A 23588-nucleotide genomic window follows, 5' to 3' on the forward strand; every position below is an offset into this window, starting at 1 on the left:
GGATCCCACCGGAGATTCTCCACAGCAGCAGAGAACTCGAAATGGAACGACAACACACGAGGGGGAAGGTGTGCAGAGACCGGACGGTTACAAGAGCGGGTTCGACGGCAAGATAAAAGCGCCTCTCCGCGGCGTAGAACCGGCGGTCGTAAGTCTTTGTACTCACTTATCGCAGCACGGCACTGCTCTCACACCCATAGTGTTGCTCGAGGAAGAAAGACCAAAGAGACCAATGTTCCGAATGGCACCAATCGCAGCTTAGCGAACTGGCTCGCAGAATTGGGACATACCCGGCCATAGGCGCATGGAAGGCCGCTACAGAGCCACCCGAGCCCAGTCAAGGCTCGCCTTCGGGGCGACCGGCGAAGCGTCTGGCCGGCCTTGACCGGCCTCCGGCTGGCCCAGCCCTTTGCCGCACCGACGTCTATGGATCTTGTGAGCGCGGCGGCGCGGCCAACCCACTCCCGACTTCAACTCCGCTTGAACTTACGCCGGAGTTCCGAGCGGAGACCGGCGGAATCCCCGACCTATCCCTATGTGTTTCGAATGAGCCTCCGTTATGCCCAGTTCGTAGGACTGCGGATCAGTAAACTCAGCCATCACCCGGAGTACCTCTGTTCCCAGTACTAGAAAGCAACGGCTAGGCGAATTGATCGACACCACAAACCGTAGTACTCTCTTAAGACACAGCTAGGTACGGCTCTCGCGATCCAAATTCTCATCGCTGCTAACGAGATTCTGCTGAGTTCCAAAAAGGACGAGTACAGCAGCGCAAGCGAAATCTGCAAAGATCGACAAATGAAGAAGGTCGCGCAGCACTTCACGAAGCATAGACTATTTCCGGCCTCCTAAATTGACGCGCTTTGTCATATCGGGCTGAGCACCCAGGATCGCTTGCTGGCCCAAAGCGGACCAGAGCCGCTCCGCCGCCAACTTCCGGATGACCACCCTGCGCGAAATACGGCTCTTTCTCCCCCGTGCCCGCTTCTGCCCCGAAGGCAGTGTACGACTACCGCTCTTTCCACCGCCGATGCTGTTGACGCAGCGCTGCCTCAGCCTGGGCAAGCTGATGACCGTAGTCCAATCCGTTGGGGCTTTCGGCAGCCACTTGCGCGGAGACGATGACGAGCCGCCAGGCCGCATACTCGTGAAATGGGTTTAGGCCGATAACGTTGCCGAGCGCGAGATCACTCGGCGACGGCGCCAACACCAACCTGGCGAAGGCCGTGATAGCGGCGTCGATATCCCAATTCGAGACGAACAACAGTAGGGCGCATAGGGCACGCAATGCAGTCGGCGGTCCTTTAAGCCTGAAATATTCTGGACGGACCCTACCAAAATCGATGCCGCTATTCCTTGCGACAAATCCCGAGAGCGAGACCGCCGCATCGTAGTTGGACTGGAGTATCGTCGGGTCGAAGACCTCGCGCTGATAGTGCTTACGAAGCAGCTCCCCGGCTTGGCGACAAATCCCATCGTCGATCTTGACACCTTTTATTAGATCGAACAAATGCAGGTTATCTTCAGTAAACTGATATTTAGCGGCGGCTTTCCAATTAAATGCGGGCATGTCCGCCTGAGCTGGGTGGAATCGCCAACGCTGGTAGCTGGGATGACGGTGGAGCGCTCGCGTCCAAGAAAGTGCCTCTCGCGTCGTTGTCAGCGTAAAACGGCTTGCGGACTTGACATCGAAAAACCACCGGCGCATGGCCCGGATGCGCCGCTGATCAAACAAGCCTTGCTCAATGCCTTTGCACACGAGGACCCTCACGGCCCTGGTCTCTGTGCTTTTTTCCGAGCCGAAGTCGAGGAGGCTCGCTTGCGACGATCGATTCTCATCATCGCCATAGAATTCGCAGAACGGGTGGTGGGCATCGCCGCCATCGGGATCGACGAACCTGAAATGGGCTTGCCGCAGAAAGGCTCTTGATGCACGCGACTTTGCTGAGCGAAGGACGCGAGCGCCGAGCTTGCCGCACGAAGAGCATTGAATGTCAGCGCGGATCGCCTCGCCAAATGAGCCGAGAAGCTCTGCCCCGTCACGTTCCGACGTCGGCTGTAGGCCCGTTATCAACACGGCAAGCTGGTCGACGTCCAGTTCGCGACCGAATTTCGCTGAAAAGGCAGTTGCAGGCATTTGCCCCCCTTGTGCGTCGGTCAGCCGACCCAACCAATGCCATATACGACGGACGCCCACCTGAGCCACGGAAAAGGCGGAGAGCGGTCTCGAGCTGGGCGACCGCTGGAGTTCACACCGCGGGGGGCGCATTCCACAAAAATGAGTTCGTATCCACTTTCCCAAGATCGAAATTCTGTCGACAGAGTCAATTCTGGCAGCTAGAATAAAATTTGGACTACAACCTTTTCGGGTTTTGCGTGCTCTTCGGGGGGGAGTTGCATGCGTAGTTTTTCATTGCGTGTTCGTTTTTTCATTCCATTGTTCGCTCTTCTCACCGGCTGCTCGACTGTCCCACAGCTCGAAGAAGCCACTGGGACTACCCAGAGCGATGTACTGATGAATAAAGTCGTCACGAGGGTACGCTGCGAGGTCGCGGATGCCTTCGACGACCTCATCGATACGCCTCGGTACCGCTGGTTGGCCGATTGGACGGCGAAAGTTGATCTCACGTTGCAAGCGAATAATGCTGGTGGCATAGCGCCCGGCGTTACCTACACGCATTTCTACAAGAACGCGTTCAACTACGGCGCTGGATCGACAAGTCTCACAAGCAATTCGATTTCTGCGGTGAACCAGTTCTTCACCTTCGGCGCGGGCGCAAATCTCGGCGAACAGGCGGTTCGCGCCGAAGTCATCAGCTTTACGCTGTCCTTGAAGGAGCTCAAGCGCTGGCGCTCGCGCGTGGCGAAATACGAGCAAGAGCATCCGGAGGAGCGGGTTTGCATCGGAGCCGACGGAGGCGGCCTGACAGGCAATCTGGGCCTGCAGGAGTGGATCGCCTCGGCGCTTGCCCCGGTTGGGCCGGATGTCTTCGCCTTGCATGCGGGCTATCACCCGAGCCCCGTGAGCACAGTCAAGCCGAGCTCCGCTCCGGGGCCCGGCAAGGCCGGCGCGCCGTTCGCCGGTGGTGGCAAGATGACTTACGCCGAGGCGATCGATCGGCTGAAGGCCGCGAGCGCGGCGGCGCGAGCCGCCGCCGACGCATCAGCGGCGGCTGCCAAGAGGATCGCGGCATATCCGGCACAGATCAACCGGGCCGTCTACGCGTCCTGGCCCGTGCTCGAGTCCGACATCAAGCGGCAGATCAATAGCAATGTCGCTTCGTTGAAGGTCTACGCGGCCGAGGCGGCCTCTGGTGCCGCTATTGCCAAACAACGCACGGATGAGGTGCAAAAAGAGTACGAGGTCGTTCTTTACGCTACCCCTAAGCCGGACCAGGTTCCGGAGCAACAGGTCGTTCCCACGGAAGACAAGAAGAACGAAGCCGTTGCACAGCAACAATATGTCAACGATCTCGAGACGGAAGCAAACAAGATCCTCGCTGGATTGAAGCGAATTGATCCGCCGCTCGATTCCTTGCTGCATTCGGTTTCGTTCGTCTTGACTTACGGCGCGAGCGCGACGCCGAACTGGACGTTGCTGCAGTGGAAGGGGCCCTCGCCATCGGGAGCCTCGACGTTCGCCGCAGCGGGCCAACGAACTCATGTTCTAAATATCGCTTTGGGGCCGAATGCCGGCGAGCAGAACCGCCTGATCCAGAATCAGACTGTCGCGTCGCATTGAACCTACAACTCCGTCGCGGGCTTGTTAATGAAACCTCCAAGGGTCACCGCAACCGCCGTGCTGATCGCCTCGACTTTGACCGCGCCGGCGTGGGCTCAGAGCCAACCGTGGGATATTGGCAAGCGCATTCGCGGTGCCGCGACGCTCTCCGGGGCTCCTGGTTCGGCGGAGTATTCAGCGGCGCTTCGGCAGAAAATATACGAGGCAGGGATTGCGCTTCGTAACGGTTCGAACGACTACGATCCCAATCGCACCGTCACCGGCAGGGACAAACCGCTGGAGAACAACGTCGTCTCTACAAAGCAGATCGACCGCGACCGGCGATACTCGATGTGGTTGGAAACAATGGCCGATCACCCGCTCTCATCGTTTGATATCGCGGGTTGCTCGGCGATGGACGTGCGCGTGATCGGCGGTGAACCGGTCACCAATCCCCGCTGCCTCGCCGAAGTCTCGCTGATCTACAGCTCGCCAACGCAGGACTTTTGCTCCGGCGTCCTGGCCGGCGACCAACACACGGTCCTGACGGCGGCGCACTGTCTATGTCTCGGTACGATCGAATACGTGGTGTTCGGCCCGAAAATGGGAGATGTCAGGAACTACAGGGCGGCGGTCGCTCGGCAGAAGGGCCATGACGGCGTCAAGTGCCTTGGGAATGGAGTGACGAGGGCGGACTCATCGGTCTCCCTGGCCGGACGTGACATCGCAGTGGTCAACCTGGCAGTTGATGTGCCGAGAGAGGTCGCACAGGCGGTTGCGCTTCCAGAGGACGGGTTTGCTCAACAGCAATTTTCAGCTGGTAACAGGAATATCTTGGTCGTCGGGTTCGGCTTCACGTCGTCCAGTGCGGAGCGACCGATCCTGCTTCAGGATCCCAAGCAGAAGACGCTGGCGGTCTCGCCGATCCTGAGCCCCGATTGCAGCGGAAGCATTGATGGAATACCGGATGGCGAACTCTACGGATGTGCTTCAGGACGCGAGATTTTGACAGTCGATCCACGGCCGGTCGGCCCCTGTTTTGGTGATAGCGGCGGCGGAGGATACATGCTCGTCGACCAGCAGGGAACATCCCAGAAGCGCGCGGCCCTTGTCGGCATCACTTCCAGATCGACCGGATCTGGCTGCGGCGAAGGCGCCATCTATACGTCCCTCACCTCGGAGATACTGTCATGGGTCAGAAGCGCGGCCGCCGCCGAACACTGACGTGGCTGCTCGCCGGCGTTCTGATCGCATTACACCTAACTTCACTGCCCACCAGGGCAGATGCGCCCGCAGCCGGGGATGCGTTCCTCTGCAGAGATGTCATGGGCCAGGAGGCGACCGTCCCTAACATAAAGAAGATGATCGACGCTGCACCAGGCGGCAGTGCGCGACGCCTTGCCATTGTGATAGGCAACGACTACCCGGACCGCCAACAGCCTAACGGCGCGTTGGGACGATCTCTCTATGCGGTTCCCAAGCTGACAAACGCAGTCAAGGACGCGACTGCGATCGCCGCGTTGATGCTCAGGCTGAAGTTCAAGGTAGCGTGCTTTCTTAATGTCTCGGCGAAGTTCCACGACAGGGTCATCACAGCCTCGACGACGGTGCGTGACTCCATCAATGCGCTGACGTTTTACTACTTCGCCGGTCACGGTTATGCGATGGGCGCGGAGTCGTTCAGCGTTGGCGACGGCGCCGAGGACGATTCGAAGGAATCCCTGAGACAGGGATCGCTGAGCCAGTCGTCGATCCTGGCTGGCCTGAGTTCGAGGGGCGCACCGGTTATTGCCATTCTCGACATGTGCCGATCTCAACTGTCTATAGTCGACGCCGATGGGCGCCGCGCCCTGAACGAAAAGCCGCTCGACGGGTATTTGCCGATCTCCAAGGTGCCCGGCTTGCTCGTGCACTACTCGACCTCCCCGAACGACTATGCTGCCGATTTGCCGTCACAGCCTAACGGCCTCTATGCCAAAGTCTTCCTGGATCAGACCCCAAGCCAGCCGGGGGTATCCGCCGAACAGTTGCTCAACGATTTCGTCGGAAAGAAGCTTGCGGATGGCCTTCAGATCGACGGCAAGACATATCAGCAGTTTCCGAACTTGGTCGCCTTTCCCGACGATTGGAGGAAAATCCAGATCTTCGATGGCGCCACGGCCGCAAATCTGGACTCGGTGATGGGAGCCGTGATCGCGCTCGAAGCGATGGTCGAAAGTGGACCGGCAGCCGTTGCGATCGCTTGCCGGATGGTACTTCAAATCAAGGACGATTGGAAGGCGGCCTCGGACCCCGCGGGCGCGCAAACGACCGTGGCTCAGCTCGAACAGCGTCTCGACAAGCTGCTGCAGACGATGAAAGACAAGGGCTCGCCCTGCCCCGATATTCTGTCGCTGAAGGAAGCATCGGCCCCCGTTACGCTCCCTCCCCTCGCGCACATTGCAAAGACGTCGATACGCATATCGGCGGCCGGAGCGCCTCCCAATTATGTCTCCGAGGATCGCGCCAAGCCCGGGACCTGGCTGACGACGAACTCCGTAGCGTTGCCGATCGATGTGACCCAGGCAGGAACGTTCACGACGATCTCCAAGTTTCCGATACAGCTCGACAGCGGGTTCGTCTCGTCGTCGAAGGTGCAAAAGCCTGCTTCGAAATCCGATATCTACTTCACACCCATTGACGGTGATACGGCAAGGCTAGTCGATACCAAGGATCAGGTTGTGGTCCGATTTCTTCCCGGAGCCGCAGAAATCGTTGAGCCTGCGAAGCTGGGCAGTGCCATCAAGAAGACGCTGAAGCCAACCGCGAAGCTTGTTTTCATTCTGTTGCCGACAAACGACGTACGCGAGAGAAATTATCTGGATCGTCTCCGACTTGGCTCGCTCCGCATGTTGCGGGTCGTGGCTGAGCTCGCCAAGGCAGGGGTCACTTATGGTCAGATCGTTACGCCGACACCTGATCAGGCGCCCATCGAGGTCGCGACGCTGCAGGCCGACGAGGCGCTGATCAAGGTCGTGGGGTCCTCGCCCCTGTCGTTCGAGGGATTAACCATCGAGTCTCTCAGCCCAGCTAGGGTCACCGTCGGAACCAAGCAGAAACTCGACATCTACGAAGGCACGACGAAGTTCTTAAAGGAATGACATTGGGAGCGTATCCGTTACCCGAGCTGGTCCTGGCGGACGATCGTTGGAGCGCTTTTCATGTCTGTTAATAGGTCCGCAATCTCAACCGCTCACCAGGAATTCGATGCTGTCGAACCTCAGTGCATTCGTTTCGACAATCGACTTCTGATCGCTGACGGTAGCCGCCAGGCTGTACGGCACAATCACGACGTGGAGCTTCGACGGATCCGCCTGCCCCGATGCGGCAAGCGCGCCGGTGATGTCGAAAGTATCGGAGGCGTTGCGGATATTTTTCCCATGGCCTACGTGCGGGCCGGCGGCGACCGCTTGCTGACCGTCATGCCGGAAAAGGGCGATCGACCCGAGAAAGCTTGCATCACTTCGTTCCGGCTTAGTGGACGTATCGCCCACGAGATGCACATCGAAGCCGGTCGATGCGACGTTGTTCAAGTCGATGCCATTGATCCGCATCAGGAACCGCTTCGGCGGACCGACAGCAATCGCCGTGGTTCGCGCCGCAGCAAACGGCGTGCGAAGCCGGTCTGCGACTGAGTTCACCGCAAAGCGCTCCGGCATAAGACCATTGACCGCCGTGAAGCCATCGATCCTGGCAAGCGACGTCATCAGACTCGCTAAAGCGGCCGGAGGAGCAGGAGTTGGATCGGGCAGTTGCAGCGGCGTCTTAGTCAAATCTTCCGATTTGAAGGAAATGCCGAGAGCCCGATAATCGAAATACTCCTTCCGCGATCGGCTAACTTCGACGGCTTTGAGTTGCCCGTTGTCCAGAACAACGTCGTAGAAGTGCCAGGGTTGATCGTCGAACCAATCCTGCGGCGGAAAATGACCCCAGCTCTTGCCAGGCATCAGCGACCACTCGGCCCACAATCGGTCCAGATTGGAATGATGCACGCAGAAGATCGGATCGAAGCCGGCTGTCGGAGGGAACGCCATGCCGCCAGCGATCGGCTCCTGCGGAATCGGATTGGCGGGATCGGCGGGGTTGGGTAAAGGAGGGCGGGGTATGAGGCCGCCAACAAGACGATGGATCGGATCATGGGGAAAACTCTCCAGGCGACCGCGCGTGCTCGCATCCTCGTCCGCAATCCCGCCGGCGAGCCCTTCTCTTTCAGTCTGACCAAAGAAGATGGTGGCGTCTCGCGCCAGCGACCAATCGACGGCCTCCGGTGTGAGCTGAGAATAGGGCAGATTGTTTCCCGACCAATGCTCCCAGTCGGTGAAGTAGATGTTGCGTTCCTGGTGGTAGAGTGGATTTGTGCTGTCCCCGTCGAGCGGCTGGTCAAGTTTCCTGACGCCGAACTCCCGTGGAAACCTGTAGTTCTCGGGCCTAAAATAATCCCAATACGGCAGCGCGAACCGCGGTTCCCCCGTGTGCGCTCGCAGAATGCGCTCGAAATAGTGGGTATAGGCACGGTGCCACGGCAGGAAATTTGCGGATGCCTGACCGAAGTGCGGGCATTGATTCCAGAATTTTTTCTGATCGACATTGATCAGGTTCGGATCGCCTGCGGCGGCGTTCTGAATCAGCTCGATCGTGACGCCATGGATGGCTGCCTGAAAGAACCAGCTTAGCGGGTCCGACGGCTTCCGCGCCTTCATGGCCCGTACGCCCCGGCGAAGCGCGTCAAGGAGCTGGTGATCCTTCACAAACTCGTCGAGCGGAATGCGCGGCGGGATCTTGTCTGTGGTGAGGTCGCCTGCTCTCACTGGCAGAGCCACAAGACCGACCAGAGCGGTACCGGCAAGTTTCAGGGAGGTTCGGCGACTTACAATCATGTCGCACCTGGAATGGGTCGAAGAGCAACGGGTAAAGGCAATATCCGACTTCATCATTTCAAAGTTGTTACAGAGTGTCAATGCAACTATCATCTGCCAAGCGCCGCGATATTGCGTTCCTTTACTCGCCTGACCGGTAGCTCGCGGCGCCCCTTCTCGTCGAGGCGCGCCAACGCTTTCAAGAGCAGTTGGCCAGCGAAGACGCCGAGGTGCCGCGCAACACGGAGACCTTGCGAGTTGAACGGGAACAGCCGGCCAAGGACCGGGAGCAAGTCGAGGAACAGGTTTCCAGCCGTCTGTCCGCTGAGCGCGGCCTGCTCGAAGTGGGCCAAACGCGAGACTCAGAACCTGTCCGTGATCGAGCCCACGGTCGGCATGGTCGGCGACCTGCGGGCAATCGCCAGCAAGGCAATGCCGGAGATCCCCCAGTCTCGCTGCCAGAGTTCAAGAGCTCCCCGGCGCTAAATGAAAGGCCGGGTGGTGGATTAGATTCGGGCCTCATTATGCCCCGCATGCGAAGTCTGCTGCAGCGACCTTGCCGAGCAAGACCGTTTAGAACTTCAGCAGAGGCGACGGATTATCCCTGGAAAGTACGAGAGTCAGTTCTTTCTTGGCACGACTCATGCCCACATAGAACAATCGCCGTTTGTACAGCGTGTCCGAGAAAGCGCCGCGATCGCAGAGCAACATCAGCGCGTTATCGCACTCAAGGCCCTTGGACTTGTGAATCGTGCTCAAGCATCTACGCGGCGGTTGGGGATGCGAAAAAGTCCTTCGCCGAGTGATTTCCGCAAACCCAGCGTCGACCGACGGGAACTGGCCAAGACGAATGGCATCACGGATCTCGCTCTTCAGGTCCAATTCGACCTCGCTGAAGCCGGTTACCCCTCGATCCACCACGTCAAACAAATAGGAAAGCGCTTGGGCGACGCCGCAATGATCCGGCTCTGCGATCAAGAGCCTCGCGACGGATTGGAGATGGCCCGGCATCACGCCCCGCGTTGCTTTCGAACAGCGCTCCTTCACCTCCTTCTTCAGCCGGTCTCCGTGGGAGTGCAGAGTAAAGCCCTTTCCTGTCGCCTCTACGAACCCTAGAAATCCGTCAACGATCGCATCGACGTCACCGGCACTCTGTCGAATGCATGTGATAAGGCGAGCCAGGTTTTCGCGCCGGTGCCCTTCCCAAATTCTCATCGAGCGGTCAAAAAATGCGTTGAGATGCCCTACTCGATCATTGCTTTCGGTCAAGACGAGCAGTTGACCGCTGCGGCGTACGAGATGGTCAATCGGCTTCCTGTGCGCGCTCGTCATGCTGAACGACTTGTGTGGAACGCGCGCGCAGTTCTCGGCGAAATGAACCGACAGGCCCTTTGGCAATTGCCCTGTCAAATCAACCCTCCCTCCATCCTTCAGCGCCTTGCGTGCCGCCAAGATCCACGCTCCAAGTTCGGACGAGCTCGACCAACGGTGTGGCGTGAGGAGCTCTCCCGATGCGCCTCTGCCCTTGAGATCCTCCCAACGTCCGAGCGTTGCTCGGATACCTGCATCGTTGCCGCCAAAGATCACCTGCATTGGATCGCCGAAAACGCGAAGGCGAGCCCCCGCTTTGTGTATCGCCATAATAGCCTGGTGCTGATCCGAGCTCGCATCTTGATGCTCATCACAGAGAATAACAGGATAGCGCTGTGCTGCCGCTTCGGCGACCAGGGAGGAGCCTTCCAGAAGGTGACGAGACCGGCTGGCCACCTCGTCGTATCGATCGTTTTCGCGCGCCCACGTTCCGACATCAACGGGAAGATCGATGGCTCGATGATAGATACTTGCGATCTCAGTCAGAAAGCTGTCGATCGTCCTGATCGCGACTCTACCAGATACGGTTTTCGTCCGCTGCGCAAAGACAGACCGAGCGGCATGCGTATGTGTCAGGATCAGGACGCGCCCGACGCCGAGGTGCGGGGCGGCATCAGTCGCAAACTGGGCTCCCTGGTGGGTTTTGCCGCACCCTGCAGCCGCCTCCACAGTCACCAGTGGTAGATCGGATCGCAGCAGCTCAGCGACGGTCGCGTCGCTCACAGCTTGAGCCGTCCCGGAGCTAGCGCAGGCTGTCCAAGCGCGGCACGTAGCGCGTTGACGAACGGAAGCAGCTCCGGCTCAAGTTTTGGCCAGACGCTCAGTTCCACCATTTTCAGACCCAGCTCGTAGCCGCCCTCTTCAGATTTGAACCAGTGCCGGCTGTGTTTGGCCCAATCCTTTGCCGTGTCGACGTCCGGCGCCCCTTCCTTACTGCCGGTCGCGGCGGCAACGACGAGCGAGCGAAGCTTCGCGAAGCGCTCTTCAGGCGGGCCGCACGCCGCCAGGATGCTGGCTTCATCTTTAGATTGCAGACCGAGGCGATCCGCCAAAGTCCGCAACCTCTCACCTGAGGCTCCTTCGGAATTGCGGGCAAGCGAGAACAATTTCGCGTCGTCCACGTGTGCGATGACATTTGCTTCGAGACAACCGGTGTGCCACTGGAAGCACCTTGGCCCAAGTGCCTTACTCACGCTTTTCCATCGACCGATCGACTTGCCCTCGTTGTCGCAGAAGGCCCCCAGCATGAATCCCGCGTCCCGCAGCGCCACCAACAAGCCAAGCATGGCTTCGTTGCCACCGCCGTCGCATATGCGAATGCCATGATCTTCAGGCACGGCGACGAAAGCATTCCGCAGCAGGAACCGCAGGAAGCCAACCTCTGTCACCCCCTCTGCTATGACAGGCAGCTTCGCGAGGAACGTCTCGGGATCACGCGCTTGCTGCTGAACGATGGCAATAGCTGGCAACTCGCCGATCGCTCCTTTTGCATCGATGAACCAGAGTGCGGCCTTGGTTGCCGCCTTGATCGCGACGGGGCTGTGGGTCGTGACGAAACATTGACCGTCATCCTTGACCATTTTGGCAATGAGTTGCCGAAGCCGATAAGGCTCCAGCCCGCGTTCGATCTCGTCGATAACTGTCAGCCGTGATGACGCTTCCGTAACGCCCGCCACCTCCAATGCGGACATACGTCGCGTACCAGCGCCCCAACTGGCCAGGGGCAGCTTTACCCCGGCCCTGTCTGCCAGAAGTCCGATGAGCGCTCCAATCGAAAGTCCCTGGCTGCTGGTCAGCCCGAGCTCGAGGTCGTGCGGCAGCCCGGCCCTCTCAAACGCGGAGCCCAGATCCTCTAAAGCCTTTGTTTCTTCCTTGAGCAGCGCAGCCGAAAGATTGGTTTCGGCAACCTGTTTGTTGAGCCGCGATTTGAGATTCCCCTTGGACAGCAATCGATCAAGGGCAGAACCCGTGACCAGCCTGAGATCGCGATCGTTCCGGTCATCGTTCGCCAGGCGCAGGACACCGATCCGGCGGCGCAAACCAGTGGAAAAGGCGGCAATTTCAGCATTCGGCTGCACCAGCTCCCACACCAATTCGAGGTCTTCAGTCCCGCGGACGCGGAATCGAAAGACCGGGTGATTTGGCTCCTTTTCCGCCTCCGGGTCGGGCAGAACCGCCGCGCTGCCATCCCATTCCCACGGCCACAGCGAAGAAAAGTCTGCAATCCCCACCTCAGGCGGGATGTCCACTACGGCTTCGATGGAGAACCCATCGTCGGTCGATCGATTGTAATAATCGGTCTCGAACACCTGGACGGCGTTGGTCGGACTGAAAAGCAGGGCGATGGCGTGAAGCACCGTGCTCTTGCCAGAATCCCCACCACCAAGCAGAACATTGATACCGGCACTTGGACGCCAATCCAGAATCTCGATGCCCCGAAACCTCCTGATCGCAAGGCTTTTGATGCGCGGTTGATTCGCCATGCCCGATCCAAATCCTGACACTTCTCAACAATCTTAAGCTGTTCGCGATAAGGCGCAAAGCTTCAGGGAGTTGTCTCGAGCATTAGCCCCCGCCAAGTTGCGCACACTGACAACCGTACGGCTCGACCAACTTTTCGACTGCACCGAGGATGGCGGCGCTTTGGTCGCCGCATGCGCCGATAGCACCCTGTTGCACATCGGGGATATGCCATCCGGTCTGGCCTGCAGCTGTTCTGCGTCGGCTGCGAACGGCGTTTGGTTGCGAAGAACCCCGCCTGATGGGGCCGGTCGGAATCTCACGGCGATAGCCTGAGGCAACAAGCTGTTGATAACCGCGGGATCAACGACCTGTCCACTAAGTTGACCCTCGAACGAAATCAATGCGAAATAATGCAGATACAGCAATATGTTAGGACTTTAGTTCGAATCTCTCCGAGCGCGCCAGAGCCTTTGACCAGCCCAACTCCGGCGCCCTGAGCCGGTGCGATCCGACTCTGCGGGCTGGGCCTGTCCAGATGACCTCCCACGGCGGCCGCAGTTGCGATGCCGGGACCGACACGGCCTCAAGCGGTTGTGACCTCGTGAGTGAGCCGGCCGACCTGGATCAACGGCTGCGTCGCATCGCCGACGCCACCGAAGACCTTCAGCTCGATCTCGACGCGGGCACGGCCCGACGTCGTTGGCTTCGTCGTCGCCCGCCACGTATCGATCATCTGCGCGAACGGGGCCACGAAGGGCGGCTTCACGCCCGGATCGACCGCTGACGGGGTCGGCGTCAGCAGGTTGATCGGCAGCCGTACGCGCGGGATCGCCGGCTGGCCGGCCACGATCTCGTAGCTGTACATGCCCTGCATCGCGACCTCGTCGCTGGTGCCGCCATTGCCGCCGGCATAGAGCCCCGCGAAGAACGTCGTCAGGCGCGCGTCGAGGTCACCGGTCGCCCCCGACATCGCGTCGAGCGAGAACGCCGTGTAGTTCAGCTGCGGAACCACTGTGGACGCGAACCGCACCTCCGGCGTCTGGAACAGGAACGCCGGGTTGGTGCTGGTGGTCTTGAGATCTGCCAGCGGGAACAGCGCGAGATTGCGCTGCACGAACACCGACGCCCAGCCGCTCTGGTATAGCAGCACGTCGAGCGGAGCGATCGAAACGGTTCGGGCCGGCAACCCACGTGCCTCCTCTTCGCCGAGATAAACCGTCTTGCCGTCGACCTGACGCGCATAGACGTAGGCGATCTGCACGCCGACGGGCAGCTCTGCCGGAGGCACGGCCTGGGGCGTATAGAGCTCGGGTGCAATCGCGATCGCGGGCGCCGGAAGCGTGGTCGTGCCGTTCGAGATCGTGTTGGCCGCTGCATTCCAGCTCGCCGCCGTTCCATCGATGGTGATGTTGACGAGATTGGTGCGCGCGTGCCCGTCGCTGGTGCTGTCGAGCGTCGACAGAAACTTCACGATCACATGCGCCGGTGCGACCGCCAGCCTTGCAGGCCCGACCGTCTCCCGCGCATAGGCATCCGCGATCTGCCTGGTCTCCAGCGCAAAGGCGGCGGTCGCCTTGCGCGCGGCAGCCAGCGTGGCCGGATCCGGCTCGGCGCCATCGATGCCGACCAGATACTGGTTGAGGTCGCGCAGGATCGCCGGATAGTTGGTGACGAATTGCGCGAGCGCGGTGAACAGGTCGGGCTCGCCGCTCAACCTGGCCGAGCCGCGCAGCGTCGGCTCGGTCGGCCGGTTGAACTCCATCGTGCAGGACACTGCGTCGGCTGCCGCCTGCTGATAGAGGTAGTCGAACGAATAACCCCAGGCATTCAGCTTCGATGGATCGGTCGTGCCCTCGCCGGTGAGCTGCCGCGCCTGCTGCGCGGAGACCGTCGGCGGCGTCGGCAGATCGCGGTTGACCACGGGAATGTTGGTGACCTGCGTCCCCAGCGGATAGCTGAACGGCCCGTTGACGAAGGCGAGCCATCGCGAATCGACATAGCCGTCGATTCCGGGGACGGTGCGCCGCTCGAATTCGAGATGAGTGAGCGAGAGCGTGAGCTCGAGCGGCACATAGGCCTGGTCGACGACGTTCTTGGTGGCGAACACGAAGGCCAGCCGCGGATCGTACCAGGTCTTGCTGGCGGGATCGTAGACTTCGCCGAGCGGGATGCGCGTCGGCGTCAGCGTGAAATTCTGATTGTCCGCGGCGCCCTTGATGCTGCCGCCCGGCTGACCGTAGAGGTTCGGCGGACCGGCCGGGTTGCTATCGCCTCCGCCGGTCACCTCGGTCACTCCGAACACGACGGCCGCACCTGCCCGATAGGCTGCGCCAAGCTGATTGAGCAGCTGCTGGCGCAGCTTCTCGCTGGCGGCGAATCCGGTTGAAGGATCGCCCGCGCTGGTCGACAGCACCGGCAGCGTCTTCAGGCTGATCGTATCGGCCAGCGATTCCTTGGTCGACAGCACGCTTCCCAGCGAACCGTCCTTGAGCGGATCGGTCACGCCGTCGATCCGGTCGAGGATGAACGCGTGCGGCGCGTAGTCGGCCGACAGGAACTGATCGATGGCATCCAGCGCGCTCTGGAACCACTGGTTCAGATCGACACCGTCGAGATGCAGCGTGTCGGTGTCGCCGCTGTCATAGCGCGTGATCGTCGCATCGCCGCTGGCAAGCGCCTTGGCGATCGGCTTCGGCGCGAAATAGCTCGGTGACGTGCCCAGCTTGAAATGGATGCCCTGCCCGGCCGCCTTGCCGAAGCGGACGGCCCAGAGCTGCTGAGCGCCGTCGGCCGCATCCTCGCCGTCGCGGGACAGGCCCTGCCCGACCTTGAGATACCAGTCGGCGGTGACGAAGACCGTTTCGACGACCTTGCTGAACTCCGTGTAGGATACATTGCCGTCGCCGTCGGCGCGCGGCAGGATCGCCGCGGCCACGCCGGTGCCGCCCTGCAGCGCCGCCACCGCCGGATCGACCAGCAGCAGATTGCGGCTGAACGTGAGCGTGACATCGAGCTCGAGGATGTTGCCGGCGGCGATCGCGTTGACGTCGACCGGAAGCGACAAGCTCACAGCCGGAGCTGCGGGCGCCTGGCCGCGCGTCACGAGCTTCAGATACAGCACGCACGCGCGCACATAGCCGCGAATGATGTCCGCCTGCGCATCGCCAAGATCCACATCGGGCTTTGCCATCAGCGAATTCGACAGCCGCATCGCCACCGCGTTACCGGAGACACCCGGCACGGGAACGGCGACATCGGCGGAATAATCCTGATGCAGCTGATAGTAGATCCGGGTGTAGAGCGAGAGATCGTCGGCGGCCCGCGCCGCACCGTCCGGCCCGGCATAGGCGGCGGCGTTGAGGGACAATGCAAGCTTGAACGCGGCACCGCCCGCCGCGTCATAGCTGTAGCTGGCATTGGTATTGATCCAGGACCCCAGCCCGATCAGCTCATCGCGGTACAGCATCGACACCGCAGCCCCGTTGAGCGCGCCGCGGTACCCTTGCGGCGGCGCCTCGAACGGTGTCACCGTGGTGTTGCCGAAGATGTCGCGCCATTGCAGCGCGACCTGCGCCATGGTGCCGACGCCGAGATAGGGATTGGCCGCCTTCGGCGGCAGATCCGGATCAGACGGGTCCGGCGCGGCGTTGACCAGCGCGAACTGCGCACCAATGCCGATCGACTGGCGATAGTCGAGATCAGCGATCGCAACCTGCGCTAGGCGGTCGCCGCGCGTCCGCGCCGAGCGCGCATGGCTCTCGAACGCACTGGACTCATCGTCGTCATGGTCCTGGGGACCGAACGGCATGCCCAGCGGAGTAGCCTTGTAGAAGACGTTGCCCGCGAGCCCCGCGGCCAGCGAGGTGTAGAGCTGATACATCGTCTTCTTGGCAAAGTCCGGCGCCGCTGGATCGTCCGGCGGCAGGCCGAGATTGTCGCGCGTCAACGAGAACCCGATGTTCTGCGGTGGCAACTGGTCGCGCAGGGAGAACAGCTGCGGATCGAGATCGAGCACGGCATTGACCGGGAACAGCCCGGGCGCTGCGCTGGCGCCACGGGCGATCAGGTCGACATCCAACCCGTAATAGGAGGCCATGCTGGCAAAGCTCATCCCGGGCGCGGCCGAGGAACTGACCTGATAGGCCAGCGGCGGGATGTAGAACACGGCGGCCAGCGCAACAGCGACTTGTGGATTGAAGGCGGCGATGTCCTGGCCGGTGATGGGATGGACTGCACCGGCTGAGAACAGTTTGGCGAGCTTGTCGAGCGTGGCCTGCGCGTCGATGGCCCCCCCGGTGCCGCGAACCAGATCCGCGTCGGTCAGTTGGCGCACCGCGCCCACGATCGGCACCAGCGCGCCCGCGGCGAGCGGCTTGGTCGCGTTGACCTCGGCGATCCGCCCGGGCCCGGGGCCGTAGATCGCCGCGAGCGCATCGAGCGATGCTCCCGCCGCAACCGGTGCCGTCTGGGCGGTCGAGGCGAGCGACACCGTCTGTACCAGATCGCTCTGCGGATCGACAGCGTCGGTCGTCACGAAGGCGTTGACGAAGTCGGGAAGCGTGGTGCCGAAGGACTCGCTGCCCTGCGCCGCGAACGTCACGACCATTGTCACGATGCCAGAGCCGGAGGAATCGAAGACGGCCGCCGGCAGGCCTTCCTCGCTTTCGACGTTCTCGTAGTAGAGATAGTAGCCGCCGCTGCGGACCGTGCTGAGCTCCCACATCAGGCGGATGAACTGCGCCGGCGAATTGGCAATGCCGCGCGGCGGAGCGTCCTCGGCGCTCAGCATCAGGCGCAGCGCCGCCGCAGGATTGGTCTCGGTCGACAGGTTGGTCTGGGTGATAAAGGCGAGGAAGTCGGCGTCCGCAGGCGTCACCAGCATCGGCGCGCCGGGTCCGGACTGGTTGTAGAGCAGGAAGACGGCGGAGGCGATGCCTTCGCCCAGCGCATCCATGGCGGTCAGGATGCGCTGCAGCCGCACCGCGTCCTCCGAGCTGGGTCCGACGAGCTCATAGACGAACGGCAGCGACGGCGCCGATGCCGGACCGCTCGGCAGATCGCCTGCGCCGGTGCCCTGAGCAGCCAGCGCCGCCGCGTCCGGCAGACGCTTGATCTCAATATCGAGCCGCGTGCACCAGGCCCAGCGCCCCAGGTCCGCATAGTCGGTGCGTCCGGTCGCGGGATTGCTGCGCCCGGTCTGCGGCTGGAACTTCGGCAGCAGCGCGAAGGTCGAGCGGAGATCCGGCATGACCGCGCGGATCGACTGCTCCCGCGTGGCGACCAGATTGGTCTGCGCCGGCGGCAGGCTCCACAGCGTGGGCTGCACCTGCGCGCCGGCATCGGCCACCGCGGCCACGCCGCTGCGGTTCGTCAGGGCCAACAGGCTCGCGACGGATCCGCTCGACCAGCGCGCGTAGCCGCTGGCGGTAAACGGCCGCGGCTGACGCACGGCGAGCGGCAGCGCCGCAAACGTCGGGCTCGGGACGAAATTGCCCGGCGCCCTGGCCCAGCTGACGACGACGTTCAGCGCGGCATAGGCCTGGCTCAGATCGACGTCCATGCTGAGGTCGATGGTGTCGTTCAGCAAGATGAAATCGAGCGGGACGCCGTGGCTCTGAGTCTCGCGTTCGAAGCCGACCTTGTAGCTCGTGGCAGAACTGGGCGTCGGGAATTGCTGGCCGGTGAGCTGATAGACGCCGTAGCCCGATTGCGTCCTCGGATAGAGGAACGCAGGCGACAGGGTCAGTCCATCTCGGACCGGCAGCCGCAACCCATAGACCAGGAAGCGCGAAACCATGCCGGCGGTCTGCCCGACCTGGCCCGTGGCCGCGATGGCCGACCACAACGCGCCGACCGACAGGGCCTGAAGATTGCCGACCGTGAGCAGGCCGCGCTCCGCCTGCACCGAGAACAGGCCGGCGACGCCGCGATTGGCGTCCGCCACCGCAACCGCAGTGGTCTGGAACAGGCTCGCGATCGTCGACAAGGTATCGGATGACGGGCCGGACGTCCCTGCGGTCCTGTAGGCGATCGGCCAGATCGCGAGCGGCAAGGTCGGCTGCAGCAGGCCGGCGACGCCGTAGAGCACGCTCTGTGCAGCGAGCGCATCGATCGAGATCGCGCCGAGCTGCAGCGCGATGTCGTCGAAGCTGTCGCCCTGCCGCGTCACACAGATCTGCTCCTGGCCATGGCTGTTGGTGAGCAGCAGGACGACGCCGCCCTGCAGCATGTGACGGGCCCGGTTGGACACGATCAGGCGGTCTGGCGTCGTGGTCCAGCGCGGCGGCAACGCCGCATCGGAATAGCGGCCGGCGATGCCCTGCAGGGTGTCCCCGCTCTGCACCACATATTCGAGGCCGTCGATATGCAGCGACAGCCCGGCCCCCAAGGCATGGTCGACGTTGGGCTGTACGATATCCGCAATCGTCAAGGCGTTGCCGGCGATCCCGTTGAGCTCATCGAGAATAGCACCGATGCTGCTCGTCGGGGTCAGCGGATAGGCATAGCTCTGCAGCGCGTCGGCCGCGGCCTGGAGCAGTTGGCGCGCGATCAGCGTGAAGGTGTCGACGAACACCAGGGCCGCCATCGACTCCGCCGAGCTCGTATCGGTCTCCGCGGCAAGCCGGCGCGTTTCCTTGTTCTGGGCCTCGATGTTCGCGGCGACCTGCGCGAATATTTTGCTGACCGCGGTCGCGTAGCCGGGCGTGGCCGTGGTGTAGGTCTCGAACGCGATCGGCGAGGTCTGGCCACCGGACATGCCGGGGACCTGCAGCTTCAATCCGTCGAACACCGGAAACAGCACCGAACCGGCATCGAGCTTGGTCTTCAGCCCCGACGATTGCGCCGTCGCCGGATTGAAGATGTCGAGCGTGAAGCCGTCGGCCAGGAACTGCAGCAGGCCCTTGATCGACAGGAACGGATCGGCCGTGTCAGCGAGACGCGCGACATAGGCCTCGAGCTGGGTGAGCGTCACCGACATGGCCAGCGTCTCGGCGAGCTCGGCCGCATCCCCGCTCTCGTTCCCCAGTGCGTCGATGATCCAGGGGAAGTAGACCTCGGCCAGCACGTCGAAGGACGTCTTGGTGGCGGACGGCGCGCTCGCCGCGGCATCCGGCGCGTCCATTGCGAGCAGGAGCACGAATGCCCCCTGGTTCGAGGCTGCGTCTGTGGCTGCCTCCGGAGCAAGCACGGTGTACTGCGCGCCCGCCATCAGCGACAGCTTCGGCTTGTTGCCATCTGCGGCGGCAAGGCCCATCCGGCGAGCGGTAGCGGGCCCGAGCCGCTTCGGTCGCGGCTTCAAGCTGCGCGCCAGCCGCATGGCCGCGTCCGGTCCGCGCGCGTGAGCCCGCTGCATCAGCAGCGCGTCGGCGCGTGCCCCCTGAATCTCCCATGGCGCCGTGCTGGTCTGTCCGATCACGAAGGTCGCAGACACCTGGGCCGAGAACGACAGGCTGATGGAGATCGAGAACAGACCGAGATTGATCTTGACCTTGAGGCTGATCGTCACGCTCGCGTTGGCGACCACCGGAATCTCGCGATAGCTCTCATAGGTGAGCTGGATCGACAGCACGATCTTGACATTGACCGAGGCTGAAATGATCGCGAAATCGACGCTGCCGTACAGCAGGCCAATGATGCCGACCGTTCCCGACAGCTTGAAATAATAGTCGCTCTGCAGCGCGCTGCTGCTGGCGCGCGATGCCAGCGTGCGCGCGGGGTCATAGGGATGCCACGGCGCCACGACGCCTTCGACGATGCCGAAGACGGTGAGCGCAAAGCCCGCCTTCAGCGGCCCCTTCTCGAAATTGTAGCCCAGGCCGAGCTGCAACCCGATGCCGAACTCGATGACCGGATCGAAAGTGCCGAGGTTGGTCTTCGGGATCTTGGTCGAGGTCGCGTTAGACAGTTTTCCGATGTAGAAGCCGCCCGCGCCCAGCACCGGCACGCCGTACACGATCACCGAGATCGAGAAGGAGCGACGGAAATCGAGATTGTACGGGAAGCCGATGTCGATGAAGAAATCGCCGTTGGTGTAGACCTTGATCCCGAGCTGCGGCAGCGTGATCGACACCGCACCGAAATTGAGGTTGCGGATGATGTCCGGGAAGGTGAAGTCGATCTGGTAGACGCCGATGTCGTCGGTGATCTTCTTGTAGAGGATGTCGACGACGAGGTTGGCGAGCCCGCCCATCTTCTCGCCGGCGAGTGCCAGCCGCAGGCCGTAGAGATTCGGGTCATTGAACACCAGCATGGCATCGATCGACCAGGCGCCGGCCACCTTCATCAGGCCGAGATGCCCGGCAATGAGCCAGTTGTTGGACTGGTCGTAATAGGGCAGTCCGGGCGTCCCGCCGTCGTCCGCATTGGGATCGACCGGATTCATCTTGCCCGTCGTGCTGGGGACAGACTGCAGTGCGCAGATCACCTCCTTGGTACTGTTGAAGCTGGAATGGCCGGTGATGCCGATGCGCTGCCCAAGCACCAGCAGGAAGAGCTTGAACCATTCCTCGCCCCGGCCGGGCACCGACGGCAGGTTCTGCACGTCCTGCCCCTTGGCGGGATCGAGCAGATTCTTGAACGCCGGATCGTCGGCGACCAGTGGGCTCGAGCCCTCGATGGCGAGCGTCACCTTTCCGTCGGTGCCGCGACGGAAGGTCAGCGCGGTGATGCTGATGAAGCCGAGATTGATCGGGCTCGACAGCTCGTAGCTGGCCGACAGGCGCTGCGAGAAGCTCTCGCCGCTCTTGAGCGAGACGTTGACACGCAGCGCATCGAGCGAGATCTGGTTGAGCAGGTCCCATGGCGAATCCAGCGTGAAGTAAGGATTGCCGAGCGTACGCACCAGCGCCTGCACCAGCGAGCCGATGCTCCAGCCCTTGAGGCTGAACGTGACCAGCTCCTTGCCGCTCTCCCAATCCGCTCGAAAACCCTCCCACTCGACGAACAGAATGTTGTTGGAGCCCGCCTCCGTCGTCTTGAACTCATAGCCCATCGTGAGCTTGAGGTTGATCGCCGAGTAGATCCAGGTGCCTTGCGCGAAGCCGGAGAACTGCTGCTGGGCCGGCTTCTGGCCGTCATAGCTGACGCCGAGCCGCGCCGGATCGATGCCGACGGTCTGATCGCCGAAGGCGAACGTCCAGCTGAAGCCGACGGTGATGTCGTAGCTCGTCTTCAGCTCGCCCTGCTCGGCCGGAATGGTCGCGGTGATCGCGAATTCGGAGATGATGAGGTCGCCGGGCAGGAAGCTCGGGAAACCGTAGGCGCTGCCGGGCGAAAAGAACTGGTTGATCAGGTCCGAGACCTCGAGCGGTTCCTCCAGCGAGGCGGCGAGGTCCCACCGCTTCGGCGTTTCGAACCCGTCATAGGTCACGCTGACCTTGGTGTGCAACGGGCCGACATCGAGGAAGCCTCCGACGCTCGACTTCCATTGCGTCTGCGAGGCGGTTTGCAGCGCGCCCCCTCGCGAGGTCCGGAGCATCGGCAGCGGCGCCGCCCGCAGCAGCGTCGTCGCATTGCCCCCGTCTGGCGTCTGCGTCGGAGTCTGCGCCGCGATCGAGACCGTCCCCTCTCGCACGGCAAGGATCGGCTGGTTGTTGATCTTGAGCAGATTGAGCGTGAGGCTGAAGCCGGCGTCGAACTGAAAGCTCTGCGCGCCGTAGTCGACCGCGACCGCGATGTCGCCAAGTTCGAAATCGCCGACATTCTCGACGTCGAGCACGACGGCACCGCCGGACAGTGCCGTCAGGAAGTCGCTCAGCTTCGCGGTCCCGGCGAAGGATGCGAAGAACTGCTTCGCGGAGGTGAACTGGACGGTGAACACGCCGTCGCCCTCGCCGTCGGGCCCCTTGAAGACGCTCGGCGCCAGTACGAATTCGGTCGTGAAGTCGTAGGTCTGTTGCCGCTTGGTGCCGTCGAACGGATAGGCCATCGACCATTGCAGCGCGAAGCTCGTGATCTTGAAGTCGAGCACCCCGGTCGGCGGCAGGATCTGCCAGCTCGTATCCTTCGAGCTGCCGATCTCGATCGAGACCGCCGTGATCGTCGGCGAGCGGCCGAGCGTGCCGGCGATCGAGAAGCCGTTGAGACCGACAAAGGCGAGGAACTGCTGCAGCACATCGGGAGTCGCGGCGAGATAGCCGCCATTGCCGCCCATCACCTCGATCACCGTGGCTGGCGTCAGCGGCGCGCCGCCTTCGACGACGGCAAGTGCCACCGAATAGTTGGCATCGGCGCCGGGTGTGATCTCGACGTCGAGCTGATAGGAGCCGGTGCTGCCGACGTCGAACTGCGAGGAGATCGCGAGCGTCGGCGCCTGATCTCCGGCATCCGGATCGGCGGGATCGGCCAGCACCAGCACGCCGTCGACCTCATCGGCGCCATCGGGCGCGGGAATGGTCAGAGCCAGGCTCGGATCCCTGACCGTGAACTGCGATGCGAGCTTGAACGTGCCGTCCTGGATCGCGGCCCGCAACTGCCCCGGCGGGAACAGCACCGTCTCGCCGTTGAAGATGCCCATGTTGAGCGCGCCGCTCAGCAGCAGATCGCCGGTCGGCGCGTTGAGGCCGGGAAACAGCAGCAGGAACGGCTTGGCGACATCCGGCAGAGCGACCTTGGCAACGAAATTCTGCACCGCGCCGCCGCTCACGGCACGCCCCGCGGAGTCGCCATACGGGTAGGTGCCGGTCGCCGTCGAGAACACGAAGCTGACGTTCTTCAGGGTGCCGAACTGATTGAACGGGAAGCCGCCCATGAAGGCGAAGCTGCTGGTCCAGGTCCAGTTCGACGGCGTCGCCTCGGCCTGCACGATCAGTTGGTCGCCGTCCACGGTGAACACAAGCGTGGCCTTCGCGGCCAGCGGGGTCGCGGCGCCGATGAACGGGATCGTCGCCGACTGCACCGTGAACGCCGTCCCTTCGACGGGCCCGACATCGGATTTTGCCACCGTCACCTTGAAGTCGGCCGCGGCCTTGAGGAAGAAGGCCTGGCTCAGCCAGGCGTCGTAGTCGGCGGGGACCTTCACGGCGGGATCGGCGAGGCCCGCCGTCAGGAAGGCGGCATCGAGCGCGAAGGCGGTGTCGCCGGCGGCGGCTTCGACAGCGGCGCGGAGATTGTCGATAGCGCTCATCAGCCGGCGCTCC

Annotated in this window: 9 protein-coding genes; 3 read left to right on the forward strand and 6 right to left on the reverse strand. The window is 62.3% G+C overall.

Annotated features, from left to right (window positions below):
- Positions 1-1009 precede the first annotated feature (1009 nt).
- Entirely contained in the window at positions 1010-2137 is a 1128-nt protein-coding gene (locus QW887_RS24350) for a hypothetical protein (RefSeq protein ID WP_316186266.1), read from the reverse strand.
- Positions 2138-2398: 261 nt separating this feature from the next.
- Between QW887_RS24350 and QW887_RS24355 the strand changes: the two genes are divergently transcribed.
- From QW887_RS24355 to QW887_RS24365, 3 genes are read left to right on the forward strand one after another with little or no spacing between them, the layout of a single operon-like run.
- Positions 2399-3742, forward strand: a complete 1344-nt coding sequence (locus QW887_RS24355) for a hypothetical protein (RefSeq protein ID WP_316195176.1) — start codon at positions 2399-2401, stop codon at positions 3740-3742.
- 57 nt (positions 3743-3799) lie between these two features.
- Positions 3800-4945: a trypsin-like serine protease gene (locus QW887_RS24360; RefSeq protein ID WP_316186268.1), complete on the forward strand. Its 1146-nt coding sequence runs from the start codon at positions 3800-3802 to the stop codon at positions 4943-4945.
- On the forward strand, positions 4912-6861 hold the full coding sequence (locus QW887_RS24365; protein ID WP_316186269.1) for a caspase domain-containing protein: 1950 nt from the start codon (positions 4912-4914) through the stop codon (positions 6859-6861). The genes QW887_RS24360 and QW887_RS24365 overlap by 34 nt, the downstream gene beginning before the upstream one ends.
- A gap of 84 nt (positions 6862-6945) precedes the next feature.
- Here QW887_RS24365 and QW887_RS24370 read toward each other — a convergent pair whose 3' ends face one another.
- From QW887_RS24370 to QW887_RS24390, 5 genes are all read right to left on the reverse strand, one after another.
- Positions 6946-8730, reverse strand: a complete 1785-nt coding sequence (locus QW887_RS24370; RefSeq protein ID WP_316186270.1) for a tyrosinase family protein — start codon at positions 8728-8730, stop codon at positions 6946-6948.
- Positions 8727-8969, reverse strand: coding sequence for a hypothetical protein (locus QW887_RS24375; RefSeq protein WP_316186271.1), 243 nt, complete (start codon positions 8967-8969; stop codon positions 8727-8729). Before QW887_RS24375 ends, QW887_RS24370 begins: the two co-directional genes overlap by 4 nt.
- Before the next feature lie 220 nt (positions 8970-9189).
- Positions 9190-10710: a UvrD-helicase domain-containing protein gene (locus QW887_RS24380; protein ID WP_316195179.1), complete on the reverse strand. Its 1521-nt coding sequence runs from the start codon at positions 10708-10710 to the stop codon at positions 9190-9192.
- Positions 10707-12470: an ATP-dependent nuclease gene (locus QW887_RS24385; RefSeq protein ID WP_316186273.1), complete on the reverse strand. Its 1764-nt coding sequence runs from the start codon at positions 12468-12470 to the stop codon at positions 10707-10709. The genes QW887_RS24380 and QW887_RS24385 overlap by 4 nt, the downstream gene beginning before the upstream one ends.
- 563 nt (positions 12471-13033) lie before the next feature.
- The gene (locus QW887_RS24390; protein ID WP_316195181.1) at positions 13034-23575 is read right to left on the reverse strand and encodes a LysM peptidoglycan-binding domain-containing protein; all 10542 of its coding nucleotides are present in this window, start codon (positions 23573-23575) and stop codon (positions 13034-13036) included.
- Positions 23576-23588: the final 13 nt, after the last annotated feature.

Origin of the sequence: Bradyrhizobium sp. SZCCHNRI3052 (assembly GCF_032484895.1) — a bacterium.
Lineage (GTDB): Bacteria > Pseudomonadota > Alphaproteobacteria > Rhizobiales > Xanthobacteraceae > Bradyrhizobium.

Bases quoted from the DNA above. Each gene is read 5' to 3' on its own strand.
- QW887_RS24350 (WP_316186266.1), bottom strand. From the start codon at position 2,137: ATGCCTGCAACTGCCTTTTCAGCGAAATTCGGTCGCGAACTGGACGTC.
- QW887_RS24355 (WP_316195176.1), top strand. From the start codon at position 2,399: ATGCGTAGTTTTTCATTGCGTGTTCGTTTTTTCATTCCATTGTTCGCT.
- QW887_RS24365 (WP_316186269.1), top strand. From the start codon at position 4,912: ATGGGTCAGAAGCGCGGCCGCCGCCGAACACTGACGTGGCTGCTCGCC.
- QW887_RS24370 (WP_316186270.1), bottom strand. From the start codon at position 8,730: ATGATAGTTGCATTGACACTCTGTAACAACTTTGAAATGATGAAGTCG.
- QW887_RS24385 (WP_316186273.1), bottom strand. From the start codon at position 12,470: ATGGCGAATCAACCGCGCATCAAAAGCCTTGCGATCAGGAGGTTTCGG.
- QW887_RS24390 (WP_316195181.1), bottom strand. From the start codon at position 23,575: ATGAGCGCTATCGACAATCTCCGCGCCGCTGTCGAAGCCGCCGCCGGC.